This window comes from Chromobacterium subtsugae, assembly GCF_035919665.1.
Classification (GTDB): domain Bacteria; phylum Pseudomonadota; class Gammaproteobacteria; order Burkholderiales; family Chromobacteriaceae; genus Chromobacterium; species Chromobacterium subtsugae.
Window position 1 is genome coordinate 2,687,550 of the sequence record NZ_CP142381.1, and the last position, 25,940, is coordinate 2,713,489.

The window sequence follows — 25,940 nt, forward strand, 5'->3', positions numbered from 1 at the left end:
CTTTGATTGGGTGTGTACAAAATTGATTATGGCAGGCAGAAATCCTCATTCTTAGGGCTTGCCGATCCAAGCGGAGCATGCCATGCGCGACAATCACGGACATCGGATCCATATCGAACAACCCGGCCGGCCCAGGCTGTATCAGCTGGACGACTTGCCCGGCTACGAGGTGGTGGGCGTGATCACACTGGCCGGCCGCAGCGGCGCGCTGGTGCGCAAATACAGTAACGGCGTCTACAGCATGGTCAATTCGAGCATGCTGCGTCCGCTGGATCAGCGGCAGGTGAAAAAGGCGCTGGGCATAGGCAGCAATGCCGGCGCGCCGCTCAAGATGCAAGGCGGCGCGCGCCGCAATGTCTATCTCGACGCGCAAAGCATAGACATCGCGCTGGAGTTGGGCGACGGCAATATCAGCCGAGGCATCCGGCTGGCGCTGCAAGCCAGCGCCGAGCCCAAGGCGCGCTAAGCTCCGGCACCGCAGCTTTCCCCACGGCGAACTTGGAGGCGGGTTGCTTGGGCGCTATCATTCCGCTTCGCCATCTCAATGGCCAGACGCGGCCGCAAACACCCACACTTATCACAGGCGCTACGCAACCATGCGAAACCAAGCCATCATCGGCGCGCTATGCTGCGCTTTTTGGGGATACTCCGCCTTCGCCGCAGCCGACGACGCCAAGCCGGCGGCAAGCAGACCCACTGCCGCGCCAGGCTATTCGGTCAAAACCATCACCCCGATTTACAACCAATTGCTGCTAGTGCCCATGCCTCGGGGTTTCGATCAAGCCTATGAAGAGGCCAAACCCGTCGCCTATATCCAGGAGTCGGTCCTGAGTGGAGAAACGGTGGAACGATGGTCGCAGATGATCACGCTAACCGGCCGGAAAGATCTGGCGCTGAATCCCAACGTCACGCTGCCAAAACTGGCTATGGCGATAGCCGGCGGGTTTAAAAAAGACTGCCCTGACTCGTTCAGCGCCCAGGCCTTGCGACAAGGCAAACTGGACGGATACGACGCTTTCACCATGCTGATGCAATGCGGCACTTCGCCGGCCACAGGCGGGCGCACCAGCGAATCGGCGCTGATCGCCGTCATCAAGGGGGCGCGCGACTATTACACCGTGCAATGGGCGGAGCGATCCAGCCCCTCGAGCGCGCCGCTGCCTATCGACAGCGATAAATGGACCGCCCGTTACCAGCTTTTAGTCGAACCGATCAGGCTTTGCAACCGCACGCCTGGCGAAGCGCCTCCCTATCCCAGCTGCACCAACGACAAGCAGGGAAAAAATCCGCCGCCCCCATGACGGTCACGGCGGCGGCGCGTTCGGCCAGACGACATGCTGCGGTCAGCTATGCTGGCGCGCGAAGTCCTGCATGAAGTTGACCAGCGACTTCACGCCCTCGATCGGCATCGCGTTGTAAATCGACGCCCGCATGCCGCCCACCGCGCGGTGGCCCTTCAGCTGGGCCAGGCCGTTCTTGCGCGCTTCCAGCAGGAAGATTTCGTCCAGCGCCTCGTCCTTCAACTTGAACACCACGTTCATCTTGGAACGGAACGGCGCTTCGATATGGCTGGAGTAAAAGCCTTCGCTGCTGTCAATCGCGTGGTACAAGAGGCCGGCCTTCTCTTCGTTGCGGGTGGCGATGCCCTTGACGCCGCCCTGCTCCTTCAGCCATTTGAACACCAGGCCGGCGATGTAGATCGGGTAGGTGCCCGGCGTGTTGTACATCGAATCGGCGTCGGCATGCACCTGGTAATTCATCATGGTGGGGATGTCCGCCCTGGCCTTGCCCAGCAGGTCTTCGCGGATCACCAGCACCGTCAGGCCGGACGGGCCGATGTTCTTCTGCGCGCCGGCGTAGATCATGCCGAAGCGGCTGACGTCCACCTCGCGCGACAGGAAGTCGGACGACATGTCGCAAACCAGCGGCACGCCGGGCAGCGAAGCCGGCACGTAAGGAAACTGCAGGCCGCCTATGGTCTCGTTGGAGGTGTAGTGCAGGTAGGCGGCGTTGGGGTCGCGCTGCCAGCTCGCTTCTTCCGGCACCAGGCTGAAGTCGCGGTCTTCGCTGCTGGCCACCACATTGACCTTGGCGTAGCGCTTCGCCTCCTTGATGGCCAGCTTGGACCAATGGCCGGTGTTGACGATGTCGACGCTGTCCTTGTCGCCCAGCAGGTTCAGCGGCGCCATCGCGAACTGCAGCGAAGCGCCGCCCTGCAGGAACAGCACCTTGTAATTCGCGGGAATCCGCATCAACTCGCGCAGATCATGCTCGGCGTCATGGATGATGCTCATGAATTCCTTGCCGCGGTGGCTCATCTCCATCACGCTCATGCCGGAGCCGTGCCAGTCCAGCAGTTCGCTCTGGGCTTCGGCCAGCACCTGGTGCGGCAGGACGGCGGGACCGGCGGAAAAGTTGTAAACCTTGGCCATGTCTATCCTTTATCTATTGCGTGCGCGGGGTCAGCCGGCTGCGGCTGTCGCTACGAGTGTATAAAAAAACCGGCACGTCCCGCCAGGGATGCGCCGGTTTTCCATGGGCCGCCATCGCGGGCGGCTCAGTTGCTCAGCAGAAAATGGGCGCGGGCCACGGCGACCGGCTTGCGGCGGTCGTCTTGCCAGGCTTCTATCAGCACATGGGCCACGCGCTTGCCCTGCTTGGTGATTTCGCATTGGGCGAACAGGGTCTGCGGACGGCCCGGACGCAGATAGTCCAGCGAGAAATCGACTATCTTCGGCGCTTCCAGCGACTCGCGGTTCCACATCAGGTGTATCATCGCCGCGCTTTCCATGAAGCCGCCGATAAGGCCGCCATGCAGCGCCGGCAGCGTGGTGTTGCCGACGTTGCGCTCGGCGAAAGGCAGATCGAAGCGCAGCTCGCCCTGTTCGTCCTCCCGCAGCTGCACTCCCATCAACTTGACGTAGGGCAGCGCGTCCACGATCTCGGCATAAGCCTTCCGTTCGCGCCATTCTGCGAAGCGTTGCATGAATTCGCTCATTCGCGGCCCTCCTCCGGCAGCATCGGCGTCCGGCTGGACTCGCGCATGAAGGTGGCCACGCCGTGGGCGATGGGGTCGGTCGGATTATCGTGATAGCACACCGCGCGGGTGAAGGCGATCTGGCTGGCCAGCCGGTAGCATTCGGCAGTGCAGTGGATGGCCTTGCCCGGCGTGGCGGACTTCAGGTAATCGATGCGCAGATCCAGCGTGGCGATGGTTTCCGCCCCCGGCAGCTGCGCGGTGACGGCGATGGCGCTGCAGGTATCCACCAGCGAGGTGATCACCCCGCCGTGGAGGATGCCGGTGGCGGGATTGCCCACCAGGTCTTCGCGCCAGGACAGCTTCAGCGTGGGCTTGCGGCCCTCGGTGCCGACATACTCGAAGCCCAGCGTCGCGCAATGAGGGAAGGAGACGAAGAGCTGGCTCATCGCCTCCAGCACCTGCGGGTTGGCAGGAGTCGGGATCATTACGCTTCGCCCTGCTCCGGCGCGGCATCGCCCTCGCCTTCGGCATCCGCGCACTCGGCTTCGGCCACGATCTCCAGGCCGATCAGCTTTTCGCCGTCGTCCAGATTAATCAGGCGCACGCCCTGGGCCGAACGGCCGGTTTCGCGCACTTCCGCCACCTTGGTGCGGATCAGCACGCCGCCGGTGGTGATCAGCATGATGTCGTCGCTTTCCTCCACCAGGCTGGCCGCCACCAGCTTGAAGCCGGTCTTGTCGGTCAGGTCCATCGCGATCACGCCCTGGGTGCCGCGGCTGGTCAGGCGGAAGTCGCTGACGCGGGTGCGCTTGCCGTAGCCGCCGTCGCTGGCGGTGAGTACCATCTGGTCCGCGGAGTTGGTCACCAGCAGCGAGATCAGCTTCTGGCCTTCGCCCAGCTTCATGCCGCGCACGCCGCGCGAGGTGCGGCCCATCGGACGCACTTGGCTTTCGCTGAAGCGCACCGATTTGCCGGCGTCGGAGAACAGCATCACCTGATCGCCTTCGATGGACTGCGCGTCCTCGATCAGCTCGCCCTCGATGATGGTGTCGTCTTCGGACGCCACTTCGTCTTCCTCATCTCCCTGGCCGGCCACGCTCTTGCCGCAGGTCAGCGCCACGCCGACCAGATAATTGCCTTCGTCCAGATTGATGGCGATGATGCCGGCCGCGCGCGGCTTGGAGAAGGCGCGCAGCGGCGTTTTCTTCACCGTGCCGTCGGCCGTGGCCATGAACACGTATTGATCGTCGCGGAACTCGCTGATCGGCAGCAGCGCATTGATCTTCTCGCCGTCTTCCAGCGGCAGCACGTTGACCATCGGCTTGCCGCGGCTCTGGCGGCCGCCCTGCGGCAGGTCGTACACCTTGCGCCAGTAGCAGCGGCCGCGGCTGGAGAAGCACAGCACGTAGTCGTGGGTGTTGGCGACGAACAGCGTTTCGATGAAATCGTCGTCCTTGGTGGCGGCGGCCTGCTTGCCGCGGCCGCCGCGGCGCTGCGCGCTGTAGTCGTCGATCGGCTGCGCCTTGATGTAGCCGCTGTGCGAAATGGTCACCACCATGTCCTGCGGGGTGATCAGGTCTTCGATATTGATGTCGCCGCCGTACGGCTCGATTTCCGAGCGTCGCGCGTCGCCGAACTGCAGCTTGATGGCGGTCAGCTCGTCGCCGATGATCTGGCTGATGCGCTCAGGCTTGGCCAGGATGTCCAGCAGGTCGAGGATCACGTCCATGATCTCGCGGTATTCGCCGACGATCTTGTCCTGCTCCAGGCCGGTCAGGCGCTGCAGGCGCATGTCCAGGATGGCCTGGGCCTGCACGTCGGACAGGTGGTAGCCGTCGTCCTTCAGGCCGAAAGCCGGATCGATGTTTTCCGGACGCGCCTTGTCGCCTTCGACGCGGGACAGCATGTCCTCCACCAGCGACGAGCGCCAGGCGCGAGCCATCAACGCGGCCTTGGCCTGCGGCGGGGCGTCGGACGCCTTGATCAGCGCGATGATTTCGTCGACGTTGGACAGCGCGACGGCCAGGCCTTCCAGGATGTGGCCGCGTTCGCGCGCCTTCTTCAGTTCGAAGATGGTGCGGCGGGTCACCACTTCTCGGCGGTGGCGCAGGAATTCAACCAGGATCTGCTTCAGGTTCAGCAGGCGCGGCTGGCCGTCGACCAGCGCCACCATATTCATGCCGAAGCTGTCCTGCAGCTGGGTCATCTTGTACAGGTGGTTCAGCACCACCTCCGGCATTTCGCCGCGCTTCAGTTCGATCACCACGCGCATGCCGGACTTGTCCGACTCGTCGCGCAGGTCGGAGATGCCCTCGATCTGCTTGTCGCGCACCAATTCGCTGATGCGCTCCAGCAGGCGGGCCTTGTTCACCTGATACGGAATCTCGTCGACGATGATCGCTTCGCGGTCGCCCTTGCCGATGGGTTCGGTATGGGTGCGCGCACGCATGATCACGCGGCCGCGGCCGGTGCGGTAGCCTTCCTTGACGCCGGCGGTGCCGTAGATGATGCCGGCGGTCGGAAAGTCCGGCGCCGGAATGATGTCAATCAGCTCGTCTATGGTCAGTTCGCTGTTGCCCAGCAAGGCCAGGCAGGCGTCCACCACCTCGTTGAGGTTATGCGGCGGAATGTTGGTGGCCATGCCGACGGCGATGCCGGAGGCGCCGTTGACCAGCAGGTTCGGGACTTTGGCCGGCAGGATCAGCGGCTCGTGCTCGGAGCCGTCGTAGTTGGGGCCGAAGTCGACCGTCTCTTTTTCGATGTCGGCCAACAGTTCATGCGCGATGCGCGCCATGCGGATTTCGGTGTAACGCATCGCGGCGGCGTTGTCGCCGTCCACCGAGCCGAAGTTGCCCTGGCCATCCACCAGCGGGTAGCGCAAGGAAAAGTCCTGCGCCATGCGCACGATGGTGTCGTACACGGCGGTGTCGCCGTGCGGGTGGTATTTACCGATCACGTCGCCAACGATACGGGCCGACTTCTTGTATGCGCGGTTCCAGTCGTTGGACAGCTCGTGCATCGCATACAGCACGCGGCGGTGCACCGGCTTGAGGCCGTCGCGCACGTCCGGCAGCGCGCGGCCCACGATCACGCTCATCGCGTAATCGAGATAAGAACGGCGCATCTCCTCTTCGAGGCTGATGGGAATCGTTTCCTTGGCGAACAGGTTATCGGTCATAGTGTCTTGATTCGTAAGGATGATCCGGCCGCCGCCCGCCCGGCGCGCGCCACGTTTGCAAAACGGCGCTCAGGCAACGACAACCGATGGATGTAACAATCCCGCCATTCTATCATGAAACACCGCGCAAATGCCCGCCCGGCCGGCGTTTGTCGCCCGCCCGACGCAGCCCTCCTGCCGCCGCCGCAAGCAACACCGCCGCGCAAGCTTTGTCGATAGTGTTTTCAGAATAAGTTGGCAATCACCGCCGCGCTTCGCCCTGCCGGCAAAAAACAGACGCAAAAAAGGAGGGCCGCAGCCCTCCGTCAAGTCTTGTAGCCAGGAGTGTTACAAGAAAAACTCAGTTCCAGCCTTGCGGCAGCTTGTAGCCGGCGAATTTCTGCTTGGTGTAGGCCTTGAACGCCGGCGAATTGTAGGCGGCGATCACGTCCTTGGCCCACGGCTTGGCGGCGTCGGCCGCGCGCACCACGCCCCAGTTGACATAGGCGTAGCTCTTTTCCTGGTAGACTGCTTCGGTCAGCTTGATGCCCGAGCTGGTGGCGTAATTGCCGTTGATCACGGAGAAGTCCACATCGCTGCGCGAGCGCGGCAGCTGCGCGGCTTCCAGCTGAACGATCTTCACTTTCTTGATGTTGACGGCGATGTCGCGCTCGGAGGCGGTCAGCGGGTTGACGCCCGGCTTCAGCTTCACCCAGCCCAGGTCGTTCAGCATCACCAGCGCGCGGGCGAAGTTGGACGGATCGTTAGGCGCGGCCAGGGTCACGCCCGGCTTGGCGTCCTTCAGCGACTTCAGCTTGCCCGGATAGATGCCCAGCGGCGCGGTCGGCACCTGGAAAGCCTCTTTCAGCGACAGCTTGTGTTCCTTGGCGAAGTTGTCGAGGTAAGGCTTGTGCTGGAACACATTCACGTCCAGCGAGCCTTCCTGCAGCGCCAGATTGGGGCGCACGTAGTCGGTGAACTCCACCAGCTTGACCGAATAGCCCTGCTTTTCCAGCTGCGGCTTGATCGACTGCTTGACCATGTCGCCAAAGTCGCCGACGGTGGTGCCGATGACGATTTCCTTCTTGGCCGGGTCGGCGGCCAGGACATTGCCGGCCAGCGCCAGGCCCACTACGGATGCTGCAACTGCCTTGATGACGAATCTACGCATGGTTTTCTCCTTTAAATTTGCGCGTCTGAAGCTCAACGTTTGTCCAACTTGGCCGCCAGGCGGTTGCCCAGCAGCTGGATGATCTGCACCAGCACCACCAGCATCAGCACCATCGCCACCATCACGTCGGTCTGGAAGCGGTAGTAACCGTAGCGGATGGCCAGGTCGCCGATGCCGCCGCCGCCCACCACGCCCGCCACCGCGGTGTAGCTGAGGAAGCTGATGGTCAGGATGGTGAGGCTGGATATCAGCCCGGAGCGGGCCTCGTTCACCAGCACCTTGAAGATGATCTGCGCCGGGCTCGCGCCCATCGCCTCGGCCGCCTCCACCACGCCGCGCGGAATCTCGCGCAGCGTCTGTTCCACCAGGCGGGCAAAATACGGAATGGCGGCGAAGGCCAGCGGCACCGACGCGGCCACCGGGCCGATGGTGCTGCCGACGATCAGCCGGGTCAGCGGCACCAGCGACACCATCAGAATGATGAAGGGGAAGGAGCGCACCAGGTTCACCAGCCAGCTGAGCACGCCGTTGACGAAACGGTTGGCGAACATCTGGCCCTGCTGCGACAGGTACAGAACGACGCCCAGCGGGCCGCCGAACAGGATGGCGGCCGCCAGCCCCAGACCCAGCATCACGCCGGTCTCCTGACTGGCCTGCCAGATTTCCGGCGCCATAGACTGCAGGTTTTGCAGCGCTTCGTTCAGGGTTGCGGCATCCATTACGCGGCCTCCAGCAAAGAGCGGGCCAAGTCGGAATCGGCAGCCACTTCTTGATTGCTCACATCGACGACTTCCACCACGCGGCCCTGGTCGAGCACCGCGGCGCGGTGGCAAATGCTGCGCACCACATGCATTTCATGGGTGACAATCACCACCGTCACGCCGAAACGGGCGTTGATGTCCTTCAAGCAGTCCAGGATGGACTGGGTGGTTTTGGGGTCGAGCGCGGAGGTCGGCTCGTCGGCCAGGATCACGTGCGGGCGGGGCGCCAGCGCGCGGGCGATGCCGACGCGTTGCTTTTGGCCGCCGGACAGCTGGGCCGGGTAGTGGTTGGCGCGGTCTTCCAGGCCGACGATGGCCAGGCATTCCGCCACGCGCTTTTCGATGTCGGCCTTGCTCCAGCCGGCGATCTCCAGCGGGAAGGCCACATTGTCGGCCACGGTGCGGTTGGCCAGCAGATTGAACTGCTGGAACACCATGCCGATGTTTTGCCGCGCGGCGCGTAATTGCTTGGGAGACAGGCTGGTAAGGTCTTGGCCGTCGACGATCACCGCGCCGGCGTCCGGACGCTCCAGCAGATTGATCAGGCGCAGCAAGGTGGACTTGCCAGCGCCGGAGAAGCCGATCAGGCCGAAGACTTCTCCGGCGTGGATGGTCAGCGAGGTTTCCGCCACGGCATCGAACCAGCCGCCTTCGGGGCTGCGAAACCGCTTGCAGACATTTTGCAGATGAATCATTCCTAACACTCCCAGATGCATAAAGCCCGCCGATGGCTGCGGCGGGCTTTGCGGTGGGAATCTTCGGAATGTCCGGGAGATTGCTTGTAAACAGGTTGGTCTGATGACTGGGTCTGTTTACCCACGCTTTAGCTGTTTTACGCCCGCAAGCTGTGTTCAAATCGGCGATAAATTTGATTGAGATTGAACATGTTTTTTCGCTTAGCGTCAACCACCTTTTGAAAAATTATAAGCAACCGTCGCGTTATTGCAAAAAACGCTATGAATTACGGTGGCCTAGTTATTTGTATAGTTTTTTTAGTTATCAAAATGACTCGGCAACGGGCTAGCAAGGGCGTATTTCGGCGCATAAAGGCAGATGATCGGACAAGCCCGACCATGGCCGGCCCGACAACACCCGCGCCGCCTCCACCTTCAGGCCGCGCACATAGATGCGGTCCAATGTCAGCATAGGCATCCGCGCCGGAAAACTCTGCGCATGCGCGCCGCGAGTCTGCAAAAACGCCTCTTCCAACCCCAGCTCGCGGTACAGCAGCGCGCTGGCCTCGCCACGCCAGTCGTTGAAATCGCCAGCCAGGATCAGCGGTAAATCCTCGGCGATGGCCTGCTGCACATAGCTGGCCAAACCCAGGTACTGCTTGCGCCTATCCGCCGCCAGCAGATTGAAATGGCCGCACAGCGCCACCACCGCCTGCGGCCAGCCATCCGGCTGCAGCACGCACTGCAGCACGCCGCGGCTTTCAAAGCGATTGACGGAAATGTCGCGGTTGCACCACTCGCGCACCGCGAAGCGCGTCAGCAAGGCATTGCCGTGATGGCCGTGGTCATAGGCGGCGTTCAGACCATACACCGCCCGGTGCGACAGCCGATTGGCCAGAAAATGGTGCTGCGGCTGCGCCGGCCAGCGCTGGTGCCGCAAGGCCCGCTCCAGGTTCTTTCCCTGCACTTCCTGCAAAAACAGCATGTCTGGCGCCAGTTCGGCCAACGCGTCAGCCATGTCCTCCACCCGCAGGTGCCGATTCAGCGGCGACATGCCTTTGTGGATGTTGTACGTCATCACGCTGATCGGTTTGGCCATGAAGAGGGTCGAGTTGAGTCGAGTTGAACGACAGGCACGATGGCCAGTTTGCCAGAACATGATAGCCCCATTGGCCGTCGGGATCACCCAGGCCATCCACGCAAGCAAAGCGCGCCGCGGCAAAAGGTTCCCCGCGCCCGCCCACCTCTTAAGGCCAGATGAAAATAGCAACCGCTCCCCATATGGTGGCAATGGCCGGCACATGGCCGGCCATTGCCACCAGACAAGGAGCCCGTAATGATGAAACCCGCCATTGCCCGCCTGTCCTCCTGGATCGCCATGTTGGCGGCGCCAGCCGCTTTCGCCGCGGCCGAGACCAGCGACCTGTCGCTGCGCCAGGCAGCTATCGCCGCGTTCGCGCCGCAGCCGTCCTTGGCCAAACAGGTCCTGGAACCATTAGTGGAAGAGAGCCGCGTCAGCGCGGACCGCCTGTGGGTGCTGGGCGCGCTCACCCAGCCGCTGCCGATGCTTGCCGGCGACGCGGCGGCGGACATGGTGCCGCCATCCCGCCAGTTCCTGGCGCGCCAAACGCCGCAAGGCTGGCAAGTGGCGCCGGAAGGCAGCGAGGCATTCGCCGCGCTGCTGGCCGCCGCGCCGGCAGGTTGGCTGAGCAATGATGAGCTGCGCGCCTGGCAAAGTCAGGCTGCCCGCGGCAAACGGCTGGCGCCGGACGCCACCGGCCTGGGCCTGCCCTGGCAGGAAGGCGCCGCCTGGAGCCTGACCGGCGGCGCGCATGGCTACAGCGGCGAAAGCCAGCCCTACGATTCGATAGATTTCGCCGGCGGCGATGGGCGGGTGCTGGCGCCGCTGGCCGGCGTCATCTACAAAAGCTGCGTGCGCAACGGCAGCGCGCTGGTCAAGCTGGTGCACGACAACGGCTACTCGACCACCTACTACCACATGGTCAAGCTCAGCGCCGCGCCGGATGGCCAGCGGGTGGCCAAGGGCGCGTATCTCGGCACGATAGGCAACGGCTTGCCTTGCGGCGGCAGCACCACCGGCCCCCATGTGCACTTTTCCCTGATCCATCAGGGACAGGCCGAGCCGGTGCACCGCAAGCAGATCGGCGGCTGGCAGTTTTTCGCCGGCAACCGCGCCTACCAAGGCTACGCGCAGCGCAATGGCAACCGGGTGAATGTCGGCGGCCGGCTAGTCAACTACGGCGCTGGCGACTCTACTCCAGCACCGGGAGGCGTCAGCGGCATCGCCACGCCCGGCAACGGCGACAGCCGCGTCAACCTGCGCCGCGCGCCCAGCCTGAGCGCCGACGTCGCGGGCTCGGCGGCCCGCGGGGAGCAGGTGGCGCTGCAATGCCATGTCCGCGGCGAGATGGTGAACGGCGTATGGGGCCGCACCGACATCTGGAACCGCACCGCAGCCGGCCACTGGATCAGCGACGGTTTCCTCGATACCGGCAGCAACGCCCCAGTGGCGCCGCCCTGCCCTTCGGCCCAGCCTCTATGGTGATTTGCAAGACGGGCGCTCCGAATACCGTGGCGCCTGCCCGGCTGGCTCAGCGCATGGCGCCGGACACCACGTGCCGGCGTTGTGGCCGGCGCAGCCAGTAGTAGAGCGCCGCCGGGGCCAGCCAGCCTACCAGCCAGGAAATGTCCGCTCCGCCCAGTAGCTTGGCGACCGGGCCGGTGAAGAAGGCGCAGTCGATGAAGGGCAGCTGCAACAGGATGCCCGCCAGGTACACGCCCATGCCGGTCCAGTCGCAGCCGGCGTACCTGCCCTGCGGGTCGGCCAACGCCGCCGCGTCCGCCTTGCCGCCGGCGATCAGGTAGAAATCCACCAAGTTGATGGCGCTCCATGGCGTAAAGAAAGCCAGCAAAAACAGCAAGAAGGATTTGAACAGCGACAGGAAGCCATGCTGGGCTAGGATCGCGATGCACGCCGACGCCAACACCATGGCGGCCACCGTCGCCCAGCGCCGCCGCTGCCCGATTGTCGCCTGCGCCCCGCCCAAGGATGAAGCGATGGCGCTGCAACACATGAAACCACCGTAAGCGTTCAGCGTAGAAATGGTGACTTTGCCGAAGGCCACGCAGAAAAACAGGCCGGAGGCGATGGCGCCGCTGGCCCCCAAGCCGACAAAATACGCTACTTCATGGCCGCGGAAAGCCGCGCCGCCCACCGCCGCCACCAGCACGCCCAGCGACATGGCGATCTGCGCGCCCAGCCCTGAGCCCAGGCCTATCGCCAAAGCGGTCCAGAACGGCGAGGTGGCGGAAGGCAGATAACGGGAATAGTCGGACACATATGGCGCGAAAGCGATCTGCCACGAGGCGGACAGCGACACGGCCGTCAGGAAGGCGGCCGGATCGAAGTGCTTGTGCGTCAATGCCAGCGCCGGCAGGTCGACACCGGCGGCCAGCCGGACAAACAAGTACAGAAAAGCCAGCAGGCCCAGCGCGCTGGCGTAGCGTCCCAGCTTGTGGATGGCGCGATAACCCAACGCGGCGGCAGCCAGCACCGTCAGCGCGAACAACACGATGCCGGCGCGGTCGCTGATGCTCAGCAATTGACCCAGCGCCTGGCCGGACAGCACCATGCCGGTGGCGTTGAAACCCAGATACATCACGCAGGCCAGCGCCAGCGGCAGCACCGCGCCCTTGATTCCGAACTGGGCGCGGCTGGCCACCATCTGCGGCAAGCCCAGCCGCGGCCCCTGGGCGCCGTGCAGCGCCATCACCGTTCCGCCCATCGCCTGCCCCAGCAACAGGCCGGCGATGGACCAGAAGACATCGCCGCCCAGCACCACCGCCAGCGCGCCGGTCATCACCGCGGTGATCTGCAGATTGGCCGCCAGCCATAAGGTGAACTGGCTGAAAACCCGTCCGTGGCGTTCGTCTTCGGGAATGAAATCTATCGACCGGCGCTCGATTAGCCCGGCCTGCCGTTGCCTGGATGCTTGCATGATGGTTTCTCTCTTTCCATGATGGGAGGCTGCCGTCTTGACGCGGGTCCGCCTGCCTCGCAATTTATACCCATGGAATGTTTTGCCGCAAATCATCGGACAAGCACATGATCCGACGGTGGGTATGTAATTTCACTTACCGCACCCCGTCCCGCGCCGCGTATTTGTCCTAACATTCGGCGTAGAGACCTTCACTATCGGCTTACCCAATGGAAGCGGTGCCCAAAATAAGCCTGTCGATCGCCGAATTCCGGCGCCAACTGCTTCACCGCCGGCATCGGCTGCTGATCTGCGTAGCCAGCCTGGCTCTGGTTTTGCTGGGCGCTAGCGTGATCGCCGGCTGGCTGGCGCATTCGGAATCCATTTTGCCGGACAATGTCCACATGGTGATATCCACTGCTGTCTGTCTGGTTTTGTATGGATTGGGCCTGGGGCTGGCGCTGTGGCGGCCCCGCTGGCAAGCGCACCGCCTGCTGGCCGCGCTGACGCTGGCCATCGCTGTTCTGGTATTGCTGGAGCACGCCAGCGGGCAGACCTGGTGGATAGATTTTCCGCGCCTGCATGCCTGGAAGCACGATCTGGTGCCCCACCCGGGGCGGATGGCGCCCTCCACCGCGCTGGCGCTGCTAGCGCTGGGCGCCGGGCTATGCCTGCTGCCCGGCCACGCCGGCTGGCGGCGGGCAGCGCGCGCCTGCGCCGCCTTCGCCCTGCTGCTGGGGGTTCTGGGCGCCGCGGCCTACTTGATCAGCCTGGAGTTGCTGTACAGCTGGGGCACGGTGGCCCGGATGGCGCTGCTCACCGCAGCCGGCGTCATGATCGCCAGCCTGGGGCTGTACTCGTTGACGCGATTGGAGCCGCGCCGCCATTTGCGCTCGCAGGACCTGGCCAACTCGGCCTCTCTCACCGCCACCGCGCTGCTGGTGGCCATTTCGCTCGCCACTGGCCTGCTGGTTTACCGCATTTCCAGCAACGCGCACGAGCAAAGCCTGCGCACGGTGATGCTGTACAGCGCGCGGCAACGCGCCGCCTTGCTGGATGCCCAATTCAATATCAGCAACGACATCGCCCGCCGCCTGTACCAGCGGCAGGACATGCAGACACTGCTGGAGGCGGCCAGCAGCGGCCGCGTGGCAGCCGACGCCGCCGCCAAGCTGGCGGCGCTGAACCACATGAGCCTGAACGGCATCGCGATACAGGACAGCGCCGGCCGCACGCTGGTGCAGGTCGGCTATTTCGAAAACCGGCCGCGCCAGTCGGTGGCGCTAAACTCCCCTGCCGGCGCCCTTCTGCTATGGAATGGTCACTACCTGTACCGCACCGTGGACACCTACCGCACCTCCGGCGGCAGCGCGCGGCTGCTGCTGGAGCAGCGGCTGGACATGTTCGACCGCATCGTCGCCGACACCGCGCCCAGCCGCGGCCTGAGCGGCATTTACTCGCTGTGCGGACGCGACAGCCGCTACCTGCGCTGCTTTTCGCAGTCGCCGCAGGACAAGGGCAGTACCATCCCGCTGGCCGGCAATATCCCGCGCTTCACCGTCTGGCCGGCGTTCTCCGGCCAACGCGGCACCCTGCACACCATCGACTACTCCGGCCGCAACGTGATCGGCGCCTACGAGCCGGTCGGCGGCACCGGCCTGGCCTTCAGCTACAAGATCCGGGTGGCCGACCTGATGGAGCCGATCCGGCAAGACCTGGAAACCAGCGCGCTGATCATGCTGGCGATGGTGACGCTGGGATCGCTGATCCTGCGCTGGCGCACCCATCCGCTGCTGCATGAAGTATTGCAGTCCAACCGGATGGCCGAATTGGCGGCGGAACGCTTTCGCAATGCCGCCGAGGCCAATATGGACGCCTTCATCATCATGGAGGCGCTGCGCGGCGCCGGCGGCGAAGTGGAGGATTTCCACGTGGTCTACATCAACGCCGAGGCGGAGCGGATGTGGCACCTGCGCCGCGACGAAGCCATAGGCCGCAGGCTCAAGCGGCTGATGGCCGATTACCGGATACCCAATTACTTCGACAGCTACAAGAAGGTGATCGAAACCGGCAACGCCATCTCCGAAGAGGTGCCCAAGGTGTTCGACGCCTCGCACCCCGCCTGGATCCACCATGAAATCGTCCGCGCCGGCGATAGCGTCAGCGTCAGCGTGCGCGACATCACGCAGCGCAAGCTGGCCGAGCTGGACCTGGTGCTGCGCGAGGCGCTGCTCAAAACCGTGACCGATTCCATCCCGGCGCTGGTGGCCTTCGTCGACCGGGAAGAATGCTACCGCTACTGCAACAAGGCCTATATGCGGCTGTTCGGCATCGGGCCGGAGCAAATCATTTCCATGCGCATGCGCGATTTTCTGGGCGAGGACGCCTACGCGGCGGTCCTGCCCCATGTCGGCAAGGCGCTGGCCGGCGAAGCGGTTTCATTCGAGCAGGAAATGGACGTCCGCGGCGAAAGCCGCTATGTGGAAGGCCGCTACATCCCGCAGCAACACGCCGACGGCTCGGTGTCGGGCTTTTACGTGATGATCTGGGACATCACCCAGGCGCGGGCGCGGGAAATCCAGCTGCGCAGCCAGGTGACGCAGGACGCGATGACCGGCCTGCTCAACCGCTCTGCCTTCATGGAGCTGCTGGGCGACGAAATCAAGCACCACTACATGAAACGCCAGGCGCTGGCGCTGCTGTTCCTCGACATCGACCACTTCAAGCAGGTCAACGACACCCTGGGCCATGCCGCCGGCGACGAGCTGATCCGCGAATTCGCCCGCCGTCTGCGCGGCAATGTGCGCGCCACCGACCACGTCGCCCGCTTCGGCGGCGACGAGTTTGTCATCCTGCTGATCGGCCTGGACGCCGAGCGCACCGCGGTCAGCGTGGTGGAAAAGCTGCTGGCGGCGGTGCGCCGGGATGTCGAGCTCAACCGGCAGACGCTGCGCATGTCCACCAGCATAGGCATCGCCTTCGCCCTCACCCCGGACATCACGCCGGAACGCCTGCTGGAAATCGCCGACGAGAGCCTTTACCGCGCCAAGGATGCCGGCCGCGACACCTACCGGCTGCAGCGGGTGGGCTGAGCCGACCGCGCAGGCTAAGGATTTGCCAACGGCAAGAAAATGGCGTAATTTGAATTTGTACATTTTCAAATTGCGCAGCGCATGGACACCTCACCCCTCTCTCTCCGCCCGCCGGCCGCCGCCCGCCCGCTTCCGCTGGCGCTATGCCCGGTGCGCGCCGGTTTTCCATCGCCAGCCAGCGACTGCATGGACGCCAGCATCGACCTGCAGGCCTATCTGGTATCCGACCCGCCCGCCACCTTCATGGTGCGGGTGGCCGGCGATTCGATGCGCGACGCGGGCATTCTGGAAGACGACCTGTTGGTGGTGGACAAGGGCTTGCCCCCCGTCCATGGCGATATCGTGGTGGCGACGATGGACGGCGAATTCACCGTCAAGCGCCTGCATGGCAAAAACGGCCGCTGGATGCTGCTGGCGGAAAACCCGGCCTACCCCGCCATCGTGCCCGCCGCCGGGCAGGAGCTGCAAATCTGGGGGGTGGTGACCGCCTGCGTGAGGAAATTCCGATGAGCCAGTACGCGCTGGTGGATGGCAACAACTTCTACGCCAGCTGCGAAAGGGTGTTTCGGCCCGACCTGGCCGGCAAACCCATCGTGGTGCTGAGCAATAACGACGGTTGCGTGGTGGCCGCCAGCGCGGAGGCGAAGGCGCTGGGCTTGCGGATGTTCGGCCCCTTTTTCGAAATCGCCGGCCTTTGCAAGCATCACGGCGTGACGGTGTTCAGCTCCAACTACACGCTGTACGGCGACATGAGCCGGCGCATGATGGCCATCCTGGCCGGCCACGCGCCCGGCCAGGAAGTGTACTCGATAGACGAATGCTTCCTCGATCTCACCGGCGTGGCGGACGCCGAGGCGCTGGCCCGGCGCATGCGCGGCGACGTGCTGCGCCGCATCGGCATCCCCGCCTGCGTCGGGCTGGGGCCGAGCAAAACCCTGGCCAAGCTGGCCAACCACATCGCCAAGAAACAACCGCGTTGGGACGGCGTGTTTTCCTGGGACTGGCTGTCCGCGGCGGACGCCGACGCGATGATGGCCACGCTGCCGGCGGGCAAGGTTTGGGGCGTCGGCCCGCGGCTGGCGGGCAAACTGGAAGTTCTGGGGATCCATACCGCCCTGCAGCTGAAACAGGCCGATCCGCATCAGATCCGCCGCCAGTTCAGCGTGACGCTGGAACGCACCGTGGCGGAGCTGAACGGCGTCAACTGCCTGCGGCTGGGCGAAGTGGCGCCGGCCCGGCAGCAAATCCTATCCAGCCGCTCCTTCGGCGAAAAACCGCGCGACCTGAACGTGCTGGCGGCCGCCATCAGCCACCACGTCAGCCATGCCGCGGAAAAGCTGCGCCAGCAGAACAGCGTGGCCGGGCTGGTGGCGGTGAGCATACGCACCAGCCCCTTCCTGGGCGCCCCCTACAACGGCTATGTCGCCATGCCGCTGGCGCAGCCCAGCGACGATACCATAACGCTGGCGCGCGCCGCGCTCGCCGGCCTGCGCGCGGTCTACCGGCGTGGGCTGCTTTACCAGAAAGCGGGCGTGATCCTGATGGAAATCTCGCCGCGCGGCATTCGCCAGACTGATCTGTTCCAGCAGGCGCCCGACCCGCGCCGGCAAAAGCTGATGCAAACCATGGACGCCATCAACCGCGAATACGGCCGCAACAGCCTGCGGCTGGGAGCGGAAGCGCTGACGAAAAACTGGGAGATGCGCCAGGATCAGCGTTCACCTTGCTACTCCACCCGCCTGGACCAGATATTGCGGGTCAAATGACGGGGCCGCTCCCGGCGTCCTGACTCCCAGCCGGACGGCTAGTCGAACAAGGAGCCTTGGCTCGGCAAGTCGGGCGCTTCGGCGGCCATGTCCTGCGCCGGCCACGCCGCCAAAAAGGCGCGCGCGGCCTCCGGATTGCGGCAATTCAGCCAGGCGTCGTACTGCGACGGCTCGATGATCACCAGGCTGCGCTTTTCCTCGCCCGGCCTATGCATGCGGTTCATCAGCGCGTGCTCGTCCGCATTGATGGTGATCTGCGTGAAGGCGGCGCTGATCGAGCCGTCGGCCTCGCGCCATTCGCGCCACAAGCCGGCCACGGCGAACGGCGCGCCGTCCGCCAGGCCGATGCGATAACGCTCAGCGCGACCGCGCTCGTAGCAGGGCTCGAAAAAGGCTTGCATCGGCACCAGGCACAGCTGGCAACGGCGCCAGGCATCGCGGTAGCTGCGCAATTCGCCTATGGTTTCCGCGCGCGCGTTCATGGTGGACAGCCGCGCGCCCAGCGGCTGATGGCGTTTGGGAATGAAACCGTAGGAAGCCAGCCTCACGCCGTCGCGGGTGAGAATCGGCGCCAGGTAATCCTGCCAGGCCTCGTCCCGCCACTGCCAGTCGCCGATCTCCGCGCCGAAGCATTCCCGCATCTGGCGCCGGGACGGCGGCAAAAAATTCACGCACATCGCCGCTCTCCCGCGCGCCGGCGGCCGGCCCCGCCTGGCATCGCCGTCATTCCGGGAATGCCAGAAACTGCGGCGGCACCGCGTCGGCCAGCCATACGCCGTTTGCCGACTGATAAAACGCTAGCCCGGCGCGCTGCATCGCCGCGGCATCCACCGTCAACACCACCGGCGCGCCATGCCGCGCGCCGACCGAGGCCGCCAATTCCGCCGAATTGGACAGGTGAACGTGATGGCGCTGCCCCGGCCGCAAGCCCTCTGCGCGGATAGCCGCGAGAAAGCGGCGCGCCGTGCCGTGAAACAACCGCGGCGGCGCCTCCTGCGCCGTCAGGTCCAGATCCACCCGCACCGAATGCCCTTGATTGGCGAGGATCCGCAGGCCGTCCGCGCTGATGGCGAAGCGCTGTTTGTCGCTATTCCGGACGATGTCCAACACCACCTCCCGGCTCAGTTGGCGGCCCGCCGCGCGCGCCTTGGCCACCAGCTCATCCAAAGACGCCCATCCCTGCTCGTCCAGCGCCAGCCCGATGGCCTGCGGCTGATGCCGCAGCACCAGGCTGATGAAGCGGGAGTGCGAGTCCAATGTTTGGCTCATGATTGTGTGCCGTTGATTTTCATGGGCGCATCATACCGCATGCCGGGCGTTTTCCAGACCGGACCCTCGCAGCCAGGCGCGCAGGCGAAATCCCGCGCGGCCCCTTTGAAAACGCTCCCATGCCCTCATGTCATGACTTCATACCCAAAGCCACAGGAAGCCCGCCATGATCGACCTGCATTACTGGACCACGCCCAACGGCCACAAGATCACCCTATTCCTGGAAGAAACCGGGCTGCCCTACCGGCTGCTCCCGGTGAACATCTCCCAGGGCGAGCAATTCCAGCCTGATTTTCTGCGCATCTCGCCCAACAACCGCATCCCGGCCATCGTCGACCAGGCGCCGGCCGACGGCGGCGCCGCCATCAGCCTGTTCGAATCCGGCGCCATCCTGTTGTATCTCGCCGACAAGACCGGCCGCTTCATACCGCAAGATTTGCGCGGCCGCAACGACGTCCTGCAATGGCTGTTCTGGCAGATGGGCGGCCTGGGGCCGATGGCCGGGCAGAACCACCATTTCACCCAGTACGCGCCGGAGAAGCTCCCGTACGCGATAGACCGCTACGTGCGCGAAACCGCCCGCCTGTACCGGGTGCTGGACACCCGGCTGTCGGATGGCCGCGACTACATCGCCGGCGAGTACTCGATCGCCGACATGGCTTGCTACCCCTGGATCGTGCCGCATGAAAAACAGCGCCAGGATCTGAACGATTTTCCGGCGCTGAAACGCTGGTTCGACCGCATCGCGGCGCGGCCGGCGGTGCAGAGGGCCTACAAGCTGGCGGAAAGCGTCAACACCACCCCCACGCTCACCGAGGCCTCGCGCGCCATTTTGTTTGGCCAGGACGGCAAGCCGCGCGGCTGACGCGCATAAAAAAGCCCCGGCCAGGAGGTCGGGGCAGATTCAACCGACCGCCCTGAGGCCGATTGAAACTCTCACTGTATTCAGCATAGCCGCTCCCGCCGCGCCTGCACCGGCTTTTCGCTCAATCGCCGCCAAACTGGCGGCGCAATTCGGCGATGTCGTCGCGGCGGATGCGCACCGGCACCAAAGCCCGGCGGATCGGCAGCATTCTGCCCAACACCACTTCCTCCAGCGCCAGCTCGGTGGCGTCCTCCGCATCCCCATCCACCTTGACGCCCATCCGGCTCAGCCGCAACGTCACCGTCTGCAGGCTGAAGTAATCCGCTGGCTGCTCCAGTACTTCGCGCACCGTGCGTAGCAGGCCTTCCAGGCTGGCATGGCCGCGCAACTCGTCCAGCTGCGGGTTGATTTCCGCCAGCCGGGCATCGACGGCGGCCGCCGTTTCCGGCAGGCTCTCATCACCGGACTGGCAATCCACCACCACGCAATTGCTCGATTGCAGCGACAGCCGGCGCAGTTGCAAGCGCGCCTGTTCGGCCTCCAGCTGCTGGCGCGCCTGTTCCATCAGGCTTAGCCGGCGCGCGATCACCGAAACCATCACGTCCAGCGCGTGCGCGCCCGAATCCAGCCGGAAGCGTTCCTGGCTGGGGCTGGGCATCATCAGCCGGTGGCCGTCGAAACTCACCACCACCTGCGCCACGTCGTTGCGCAGCTCGCCGTTTTCCATCGCCACGCCAAAGCGATTGGTTTCGCTGCGCTGCATGGTCAGCAAGGCCCAGGCTTCGTCGCCGTTGCCCGCGCGAAGAAAGAAGTCGCGCAGCACTTCGCTACTTTCCAGAAAGGCAAGCAGGCTGGAGGGGCCGGCGAACAAGAGGCCCAGGCGCGGATCGCGCGCAAAGCCAGGCAAGGACAGCTCCAGCACCGGCGGCAGTTGCGCCGTCAGCGTGGACAGATAGGCCTGCGACACGCGCATGCCCGGCGCCAGCGCGTCGAAATAGCCGGGCAGCAGCCGCAGGCGCTTGTCGCAAGCGTCTATCAATTGTTCCACCTGGCCGGCCAGCGCCCTAGCCTCGCGCCGGGCTTCGGGGTCCAGCCCCAGGATGCGCCGCAGCCGTTCGAACATGCCGCCCCTCCCGTCGAATCAGAACTGTTCGTCGTCGCGCAGATAGCGCCATTGGCCGGTGGGCAGGTTGCCCAGCTTGACCTTGCCGATGGAGATGCGCTTCAGCCCCACCACACGTAGGCCCACCATCTCGCACATGCGGCGGATCTGCCGCTTCTTGCCTTCGCGCAGCACGAAGCGCAACTGATCTTCGTTCTGCCAGCTCACCTTGGCCGGCAGCAGCTTCTTGCCGTCCAGCTCCAGTCCATGATTGAGCAGGGCCAGGCCGTTGGCGTTCAGCTGGCCTTCCACCCGCACCAGGTATTCCTTCTCCACCGACGAGTTCTCGCCGATCAGATGCTTGGCCACGCGGCCATCCTGGGTCAGCACCAGCAGGCCAACCGAATCGATGTCCAGCCGGCCGGCCGGCGCCAGCCCGCGCAGGTGCGAGGCCTGGAAGCGCTTGCGGCTGCCGTCCTCGGCCCAGTGGTTTTCCGGGGTGATCAGCACCACCGCTGGCTCGTAGCCGTCTTCCGCCTGCCCGGAAACATAGCCCATCGGCTTGTTCAGCAAGATGGTGACGCGAGCCGACTGGGCATCCTGCGCCTTCTTGTCGACCTCGATCTGGTTGTGCGGCAGCACTTTCTGCCCCAACACCGCCACTTCGCCATCCACCTTGACCCAGCCTTGCTCGATATAGCTGTCAGCCTCCCGGCGCGAACACAGCCCCAGCTCGGCCATGCGTTTTGACAGGCGTACAGGTTCCATTTGTCTTTCCGTAATGAAAAAGCGGACTCCGGTCGCGTTGCACGCAGAGGCCGCCTTGATTGAATTGACCGTTATTGTAGGGGATCGGGGCGGGACTGGCCATGGTCCGCGTCAAAATGACCAGAGGCCGCCGCGGCGGCCTCTGCCTGCGAAAAGCGGCGCGGCGTCAGACCTGCAGCGCCGGCGGCGTGTTGCCCGGCTTGACCGCCTGCGGCTGGATGAGCGCCGGCGCCGACAGCGCCTCCGCGCCGACGGCCGCGGTTTCGCGCGACTTCATGCCGACATACAGCACGCTGCTGACGCCCAACACGCCCAGCCACATCGGATCAATCGCGTAGAAAGCCTTCAGCTCCAGCGATTTGTAGATGAACACCAGGCCGATGCCGGCATTGGCCAGCAAGGCCTGGTAACGGTGGACCGAAATGCCCTGGCCGTCCTCCAGCACATCCCGCACCCAGCCGCGGGAGCCGCCGAGCGCGGCGGCCTGCGCGCCGCCATCAGGCTGACCCACCAGGCTGGCCAGCCCCGAAGTGCCGGCGCTGATGCCGAGCAGCGCCAGCACCTGCGGCGTGGGCGACAGCAGATTGCCGGTGACGATCAGCAGCCAGCCCGCCACCAGCGCCACCGACAGCGTCCACCACAGCAGTTGGCTGCGCGCCAGGCTGAAGGTTTGCTGGCCATCGGCCACGCCCGGCGCCAACGGCCCGCGGTCGCGCAGAACGGGGGTTTTCCAAACCAAAGCGGCAAACAGCACGATGATGAACGCCAGGTAGAGAACGGCATATCCTTGCACAGTCATAGCGGCTCCTTTCTTGGATGGGATGAAACCCATTCAGCATAGCCAAGGCCGCGCCGGCCGCGGAAAAACCGGCATGTCCCACAGGACAGGTCGCGCGGCTACCGGACAGGCTCGGCCAACAGCGCGGCCAGCCAGGGCTGCACCGCCTCCGGCTCCGCCGGCAAGGCGCCGGCGCGCAGCGCCGCGCCAAGCCGCTCCAGCCATTGCTCGCGCCGCATCGCGTGCAGCGCCTGCAGCCCGGCCAGTTCGGCCGTCACGCCCAGCAGCCTCTCCCGCGCGGCCTCCGCCGTCTGCTCCTGCTGGCGCGCCTCCTGCCGCAGCGAATCGCCCTGCTGTTGCTGCAGATCGAGCCGGGCCTGCAGGCCGCCGTTTTCCCTCTCCCGCTCCAGCACCCGCTCGCGCCACAGGTTTTCCACCTTGGCTGCGTCCTGCCGCGCCTGCAGCAGCGCGCCCTCCAGCTTTTGCTGCTGCCCCTTCATTTCCTGGCGCTCGTCTTCCACCTGCTGATACAGACGAACGCGCAAGCCTTCCAGGCGTTCATAGGCCAACGCCTCCTTGCGGTTCGCCTCCTCCTGCACCTCGCGCAGCTGCTGCTCGTGGCGGTCCGCCATTTCCAGCAGCCGGGATTCCGCCTCCCTGTGCGCCACGGTCAGGGCCTGGCGTTGCGACTCGGCGGTCTGCCGCAATTCCTGCCGCTCACGCCGCAGCGACTCCACCTCCAGCCGCTCCCGCTGCAACTGGCTGTCCAGCTCGACTTGCCGCGCGGCGCGCAATTCCAGCTCATGGCGCAACGATTGCAGCTCGGCCTCGGTTTTTTGCGCCTGCTCCCGGCTGGCATCCAGCTCCGCGCGCAGCTCGGCCGCCTCCGCCTCCACCTCCTGCCGGACCGCGCTCAATTGCTGCTCCGCTTCGTCGCAAGCCTTTTGCCACACCTGTTCAAAAGCTTCCGCCAGGCTGGGCGGCCAATCCGGCCGCCGCGACGAGGCGGCCACCCGGCCTAAAAATTCCTGCCGCCATTCCTTCAGCGTGTTGTTGATGGTGGTGTTGGAGCCGCTTCCCAGGCGGGTCCGCACATCCACCACGGTGGGCCACACCCCCTCGCCCACCAGCTCAACCGCCGCCTGGCGGATCCTCGCGTAAATATCTGCAGCCATTGTTCTCTCCATGCCCTTGGGCAACTTGCCGTGGAGTGTAGCAAAAATCTATTGATAAATATATTACGTATTACATTATTAATTTACTATTTATCCTATATTTTTCCGATAATTCTACTTATCGGAAATTTTCCCATGATTACCACCAAGCAAACCAATACACCGACCGCCCCCCCCTACCCCACCGCATCAACACAAGCCCTGGACTGCCCCCGCTACCCGCCGCAAAACCAGGAATGCGGGCGATGCCGGCCACCCAGTCCGCCTGGATGGTTTACGATTCCTCCGGCCGCCAGCAAGAAGGAATAGAACGCAGTCGGACGAAGCGTTTTACCGCCGCGCGGGACCGGAATGCCGCATTGCCACAGCGTCGAACGCTGACTGCGACACGCGCGCCATTGCGCCCCGTCAACTTGGCGCCGACGCCCCGGCAAGCCCCTCCTATCGTCACCCAGGGCCGACAAGCCGGGGCCGAATCGCGCGACCATTGCCCCAGCCCGCACGAACAATCTGCGGCGGGCGCCCACGCGCCCGGCTGCCAGGCCGCCCCGCGCGCCAAGCGGCTCTCCCCCCGGACTCCCCGGCAAGGCGCCGCGCTGTTTTTTTGCGATATATCGTCCCACTTGCGCTCGCAGGCAAGCTCCTCGCCCCCCTCAACGCCCACACAAGCCAGAACGAACCTATGCCTAACTAGCACTTCAACCGCTTGCCAAACGCCGCAGCTGCGGCGGCAGATCCTTCAACGGTATCTTCACTTGCACGATATTGGGCACCCCGTCCATATGCTCCAACTGCTTGAGCAGCTTGCGCAGCTGATCGACAGTTTCAACAACATGCCCGCGCGCGCCGAATGCCTTTGCCAATGCGAGGTAATCCCAATTCGGCAGCAAATCAAAAGCCGCGTAGTTGTCTTGCGGCGTGAAGGCATTGAGATTCACGAAAGCTTGCTCGATGGCGTAGCCGGCATTCGACATGACAAACACGACGGCATTGGAGCGCTGGCGAACCAGGCTGGAGATTTCCTGGCAAATCATCATGAAGCCGCCATCGCCGGCAACCACCAAGGGGCGCTGGCCGGTGGCGAGTTCGACGCCCAGCGCGCAGCCCGTCTCATGGCCAAGCGAGCCCCACGCGGCCTGCGCGACAAAGGCATCCCGCGGCATGCCAAACAGATTGCCGAAAACATACAAGCTGGTGCTCTCGCCCAGAATCAGCTTGGCCTGCCGGATATGGCCCTCCCGAATCAGCCAATCCCCGAGCACATGATAAAAGCGGTCATAGGTGAGCCCGTCAGTCGGCAGCAAGCTGGGCTGCGGATCGGGGCTGACTTGCGGCAGGCGATAGCGCCGCGCGCTCGCCCGCCGCTGAAATCGCGCCAGCAAGCCTTGCATGAAATCGCGCAGATACACGCCTTGATAATGGCCGCAGCCGATGCGCGCGGCTTCATCGTTGATCTCCACCATCCTGGCATAGTCCTGCGCCATGATGCCGAGGTAATCGTCGGTGATGATGGCACCTAGCGCCACCACGCAGTCGGCGCTGCCCATCACCTCGCGGGTCAACGCGGGGGAGGCTGGCCCGGCATAGGTGCCGATAAAGGAAGCCTGGCTTTCGTCTAGCACGGTTTTGCCAAGACTGGTGGTCGTGAAAAACAGACCGCTCGCATCGACCAGCTGTTGCGCCAGCTCTTGCAGGCCATAGCGTTGGATTTCAACGCCCAGCCAAAACACCGGAAGCGCGGCATCGCTTATGGTTTGCCACGCCAGATCCAGCATGGCTTGCAACGCAGCAGGCTCGCTTGCGGTCTCGACCGCTCGCAACTCGCCTCTGGGCCGCGCGCATTCCACGCCGAAGATATCCTGCCACACCTCGATATACACTGGACGACGGTGAGTGAGCATCGCCGTCAGCGCCTCGTCGATCAACGCTGGCGCGCTCGCGCCATCATGGATGGCGACGGCCGCAGCGGTCACATTTTCCATAACCCGCATATCGGCGTTCAGATTGCCGGTACTGTGGTGGAACAGTATCCCCTCAGTACGGGCAAGCTCGCGATTTTGCGTGCTGGGGCTAGGGCCGATGAGCGCCATGGGGACGCGCTCGACAAAACCGCCGGCAAAACAATTCAGTATCGAGAAGGTGCCGACGCCATATTGAACGCTGCACGCCGCCGCGCCCTTGAAACGCCCGTAGCCATCGCTTGCATAACCGACGCCCGATTCATTGATGTTGGGGATGCGCTCGATGGCGGGACATTCATCGAGCGTGTTCAAGAAAATCGATGCGTAGTCGCCGGGAACTTCGAACAGATGCTGGACGCCAAGCTGCCGCAAGCGATCCAGTATGTAGTTTGAAACCGTGTAGGCGGGAGTCGATGCCGTCAT

The 25,940-nt window shown here is 64.5% G+C and carries 23 protein-coding genes; 7 read left to right on the forward strand and 16 right to left on the reverse strand.

Annotation, left to right across the window (positions count from 1 at the left end):
• Positions 1-82: 82 nt before the first annotated feature.
• A complete protein-coding gene (locus U6115_RS12925) occupies positions 83-466 on the forward strand; it encodes a hypothetical protein (RefSeq protein ID WP_059184191.1) in 384 nt (127 codons plus the stop codon).
• Positions 467-596: 130 nt separating this feature from the next.
• Positions 597-1,301, forward strand: coding sequence for a hypothetical protein (locus U6115_RS12930; RefSeq protein ID WP_043572143.1), 705 nt, complete (start codon positions 597-599; stop codon positions 1,299-1,301).
• A gap of 42 nt (positions 1,302-1,343) precedes the next feature.
• Here the strand turns inward: U6115_RS12930 and serC are convergent, their stop codons facing one another.
• From serC to U6115_RS12970, 8 genes are all read right to left on the reverse strand, one after another.
• Positions 1,344-2,432 (reverse strand): 3-phosphoserine/phosphohydroxythreonine transaminase, encoded by a 1,089-nt coding sequence (serC, locus tag U6115_RS12935; protein ID WP_047249375.1) that lies wholly within the window; start codon positions 2,430-2,432, stop codon positions 1,344-1,346.
• Positions 2,433-2,557: 125 nt separating this feature from the next.
• The gene (locus tag U6115_RS12940) at positions 2,558-2,998 is read right to left on the reverse strand and encodes a PaaI family thioesterase (RefSeq protein ID WP_043572139.1); all 441 of its coding nucleotides are present in this window, start codon (positions 2,996-2,998) and stop codon (positions 2,558-2,560) included.
• Entirely contained in the window at positions 2,995-3,465 is a 471-nt protein-coding gene (locus U6115_RS12945; RefSeq protein WP_043572137.1) for a PaaI family thioesterase, read from the reverse strand. The genes U6115_RS12940 and U6115_RS12945 overlap by 4 nt, the downstream gene beginning before the upstream one ends.
• Positions 3,465-6,158: a DNA gyrase subunit A gene (gyrA, locus tag U6115_RS12950; protein ID WP_043572135.1), complete on the reverse strand. Its 2,694-nt coding sequence runs from the start codon at positions 6,156-6,158 to the stop codon at positions 3,465-3,467. Before gyrA ends, U6115_RS12945 begins: the two co-directional genes overlap by 1 nt.
• A 340-nt stretch (positions 6,159-6,498) precedes the next feature.
• Positions 6,499-7,308 (reverse strand): MetQ/NlpA family ABC transporter substrate-binding protein, encoded by an 810-nt coding sequence (locus U6115_RS12955; RefSeq protein ID WP_043572131.1) that lies wholly within the window; start codon positions 7,306-7,308, stop codon positions 6,499-6,501.
• A gap of 32 nt (positions 7,309-7,340) precedes the next feature.
• Complete coding sequence (locus U6115_RS12960; RefSeq protein WP_043572129.1) at positions 7,341-8,027, reverse strand: methionine ABC transporter permease; 687 nt, start codon at positions 8,025-8,027, stop codon at positions 7,341-7,343.
• Positions 8,027-8,764, reverse strand: a complete 738-nt coding sequence (locus tag U6115_RS12965; protein WP_080770144.1) for a methionine ABC transporter ATP-binding protein — start codon at positions 8,762-8,764, stop codon at positions 8,027-8,029. The genes U6115_RS12960 and U6115_RS12965 overlap by 1 nt, the downstream gene beginning before the upstream one ends.
• 325 nt (positions 8,765-9,089) lie before the next feature.
• Positions 9,090-9,842 carry an endonuclease/exonuclease/phosphatase family protein gene (locus U6115_RS12970; protein WP_043572114.1) on the reverse strand — a complete coding sequence of 251 codons (753 nt, stop codon included), beginning with the start codon at positions 9,840-9,842 and terminating at the stop codon, positions 9,090-9,092.
• Positions 9,843-10,079: 237 nt separating this feature from the next.
• Between U6115_RS12970 and U6115_RS12975 the strand changes: the two genes are divergently transcribed.
• The gene (locus tag U6115_RS12975; protein WP_047238532.1) at positions 10,080-11,309 is read left to right on the forward strand and encodes a M23 family metallopeptidase; all 1,230 of its coding nucleotides are present in this window, start codon (positions 10,080-10,082) and stop codon (positions 11,307-11,309) included.
• Positions 11,310-11,355: 46 nt separating this feature from the next.
• Here the strand turns inward: U6115_RS12975 and U6115_RS12980 are convergent, their stop codons facing one another.
• Positions 11,356-12,762, reverse strand: a complete 1,407-nt coding sequence (locus U6115_RS12980) for a purine-cytosine permease family protein (RefSeq protein ID WP_043572112.1) — start codon at positions 12,760-12,762, stop codon at positions 11,356-11,358.
• A gap of 209 nt (positions 12,763-12,971) precedes the next feature.
• Between U6115_RS12980 and U6115_RS12985 the strand changes: the two genes are divergently transcribed.
• The 3 genes from U6115_RS12985 to U6115_RS12995 all read left to right on the forward strand — a co-directional run bounded on the left by U6115_RS12985 (position 12,972) and on the right by U6115_RS12995 (position 17,599).
• Positions 12,972-15,833 carry a diguanylate cyclase gene (locus U6115_RS12985; RefSeq protein WP_052257908.1) on the forward strand — a complete coding sequence of 954 codons (2,862 nt, stop codon included), beginning with the start codon at positions 12,972-12,974 and terminating at the stop codon, positions 15,831-15,833.
• A gap of 81 nt (positions 15,834-15,914) precedes the next feature.
• On the forward strand, positions 15,915-16,343 hold the full coding sequence (locus U6115_RS12990; protein WP_043572110.1) for a LexA family protein: 429 nt from the start codon (positions 15,915-15,917) through the stop codon (positions 16,341-16,343).
• Positions 16,340-17,599, forward strand: coding sequence for a Y-family DNA polymerase (locus tag U6115_RS12995; protein ID WP_043572108.1), 1,260 nt, complete (start codon positions 16,340-16,342; stop codon positions 17,597-17,599). The genes U6115_RS12990 and U6115_RS12995 overlap by 4 nt, the downstream gene beginning before the upstream one ends.
• Before the next feature lie 38 nt (positions 17,600-17,637).
• Here the strand turns inward: U6115_RS12995 and U6115_RS13000 are convergent, their stop codons facing one another.
• Both U6115_RS13000 and U6115_RS13005 read right to left on the reverse strand, forming a co-directional pair.
• Positions 17,638-18,276 carry an SOS response-associated peptidase gene (locus tag U6115_RS13000; protein ID WP_043572106.1) on the reverse strand — a complete coding sequence of 213 codons (639 nt, stop codon included), beginning with the start codon at positions 18,274-18,276 and terminating at the stop codon, positions 17,638-17,640.
• Between the two features lie 46 nt (positions 18,277-18,322).
• The gene (locus U6115_RS13005; RefSeq protein WP_043572105.1) at positions 18,323-18,868 is read right to left on the reverse strand and encodes an RNA 2'-phosphotransferase; all 546 of its coding nucleotides are present in this window, start codon (positions 18,866-18,868) and stop codon (positions 18,323-18,325) included.
• A 166-nt stretch (positions 18,869-19,034) separates the two neighbouring features.
• Between U6115_RS13005 and U6115_RS13010 the strand changes: the two genes are divergently transcribed.
• Positions 19,035-19,733 carry a glutathione binding-like protein gene (locus tag U6115_RS13010; protein ID WP_043572103.1) on the forward strand — a complete coding sequence of 233 codons (699 nt, stop codon included), beginning with the start codon at positions 19,035-19,037 and terminating at the stop codon, positions 19,731-19,733.
• Between the two features lie 121 nt (positions 19,734-19,854).
• Here U6115_RS13010 and U6115_RS13015 read toward each other — a convergent pair whose 3' ends face one another.
• The 5 genes from U6115_RS13015 to U6115_RS13035 form a co-directional block, all read right to left on the reverse strand.
• On the reverse strand, positions 19,855-20,856 hold the full coding sequence (locus U6115_RS13015; protein WP_043572101.1) for a hypothetical protein: 1,002 nt from the start codon (positions 20,854-20,856) through the stop codon (positions 19,855-19,857).
• 18 nt (positions 20,857-20,874) lie between these two features.
• Positions 20,875-21,603 (reverse strand): pseudouridine synthase, encoded by a 729-nt coding sequence (locus U6115_RS13020; RefSeq protein ID WP_043572099.1) that lies wholly within the window; start codon positions 21,601-21,603, stop codon positions 20,875-20,877.
• Between the two features lie 166 nt (positions 21,604-21,769).
• Positions 21,770-22,402: a hypothetical protein gene (locus tag U6115_RS13025; RefSeq protein WP_043572097.1), complete on the reverse strand. Its 633-nt coding sequence runs from the start codon at positions 22,400-22,402 to the stop codon at positions 21,770-21,772.
• Positions 22,403-22,500: 98 nt separating this feature from the next.
• On the reverse strand, positions 22,501-23,556 hold the full coding sequence (locus tag U6115_RS13030; protein ID WP_043572095.1) for a DNA-binding protein: 1,056 nt from the start codon (positions 23,554-23,556) through the stop codon (positions 22,501-22,503).
• 698 nt (positions 23,557-24,254) lie between these two features.
• Positions 24,255-25,940: an alpha-keto acid decarboxylase family protein gene (locus tag U6115_RS13035; protein ID WP_043572093.1), complete on the reverse strand. Its 1,686-nt coding sequence runs from the start codon at positions 25,938-25,940 to the stop codon at positions 24,255-24,257.

Coding starts and splice junctions, on each gene's coding strand:
- U6115_RS13025 (WP_043572097.1), bottom strand. CDS start 22,402: ATGACTGTGCAAGGATATGCCGTTCTCTACCTGGCGTTCATCATCGTG.
- U6115_RS12990 (WP_043572110.1), top strand. CDS start 15,915: ATGGACACCTCACCCCTCTCTCTCCGCCCGCCGGCCGCCGCCCGCCCG.
- U6115_RS12925 (WP_059184191.1), top strand. CDS start 83: ATGCGCGACAATCACGGACATCGGATCCATATCGAACAACCCGGCCGG.
- U6115_RS13035 (WP_043572093.1), bottom strand. CDS start 25,940: ATGACGGCATCGACTCCCGCCTACACGGTTTCAAACTACATACTGGAT.
- U6115_RS12960 (WP_043572129.1), bottom strand. CDS start 8,027: ATGGATGCCGCAACCCTGAACGAAGCGCTGCAAAACCTGCAGTCTATG.
- U6115_RS13030 (WP_043572095.1), bottom strand. CDS start 23,556: ATGGCTGCAGATATTTACGCGAGGATCCGCCAGGCGGCGGTTGAGCTG.
- U6115_RS12955 (WP_043572131.1), bottom strand. CDS start 7,308: ATGCGTAGATTCGTCATCAAGGCAGTTGCAGCATCCGTAGTGGGCCTG.
- U6115_RS12995 (WP_043572108.1), top strand. CDS start 16,340: ATGAGCCAGTACGCGCTGGTGGATGGCAACAACTTCTACGCCAGCTGC.
- U6115_RS13005 (WP_043572105.1), bottom strand. CDS start 18,868: ATGAGCCAAACATTGGACTCGCACTCCCGCTTCATCAGCCTGGTGCTG.
- serC (WP_047249375.1), bottom strand. CDS start 2,432: ATGGCCAAGGTTTACAACTTTTCCGCCGGTCCCGCCGTCCTGCCGCAC.
- U6115_RS12930 (WP_043572143.1), top strand. CDS start 597: ATGCGAAACCAAGCCATCATCGGCGCGCTATGCTGCGCTTTTTGGGGA.
- U6115_RS12970 (WP_043572114.1), bottom strand. CDS start 9,842: ATGGCCAAACCGATCAGCGTGATGACGTACAACATCCACAAAGGCATG.
- U6115_RS12980 (WP_043572112.1), bottom strand. CDS start 12,762: ATGCAAGCATCCAGGCAACGGCAGGCCGGGCTAATCGAGCGCCGGTCG.
- U6115_RS13020 (WP_043572099.1), bottom strand. CDS start 21,603: ATGGAACCTGTACGCCTGTCAAAACGCATGGCCGAGCTGGGGCTGTGT.
- U6115_RS13015 (WP_043572101.1), bottom strand. CDS start 20,856: ATGTTCGAACGGCTGCGGCGCATCCTGGGGCTGGACCCCGAAGCCCGG.
- U6115_RS12985 (WP_052257908.1), top strand. CDS start 12,972: ATGGAAGCGGTGCCCAAAATAAGCCTGTCGATCGCCGAATTCCGGCGC.
- gyrA (WP_043572135.1), bottom strand. CDS start 6,158: ATGACCGATAACCTGTTCGCCAAGGAAACGATTCCCATCAGCCTCGAA.
- U6115_RS12945 (WP_043572137.1), bottom strand. CDS start 3,465: ATGATCCCGACTCCTGCCAACCCGCAGGTGCTGGAGGCGATGAGCCAG.
- U6115_RS12975 (WP_047238532.1), top strand. CDS start 10,080: ATGATGAAACCCGCCATTGCCCGCCTGTCCTCCTGGATCGCCATGTTG.
- U6115_RS12940 (WP_043572139.1), bottom strand. CDS start 2,998: ATGAGCGAATTCATGCAACGCTTCGCAGAATGGCGCGAACGGAAGGCT.
- U6115_RS13010 (WP_043572103.1), top strand. CDS start 19,035: ATGATCGACCTGCATTACTGGACCACGCCCAACGGCCACAAGATCACC.
- U6115_RS12965 (WP_080770144.1), bottom strand. CDS start 8,764: ATGATTCATCTGCAAAATGTCTGCAAGCGGTTTCGCAGCCCCGAAGGC.
- U6115_RS13000 (WP_043572106.1), bottom strand. CDS start 18,276: ATGTGCGTGAATTTTTTGCCGCCGTCCCGGCGCCAGATGCGGGAATGC.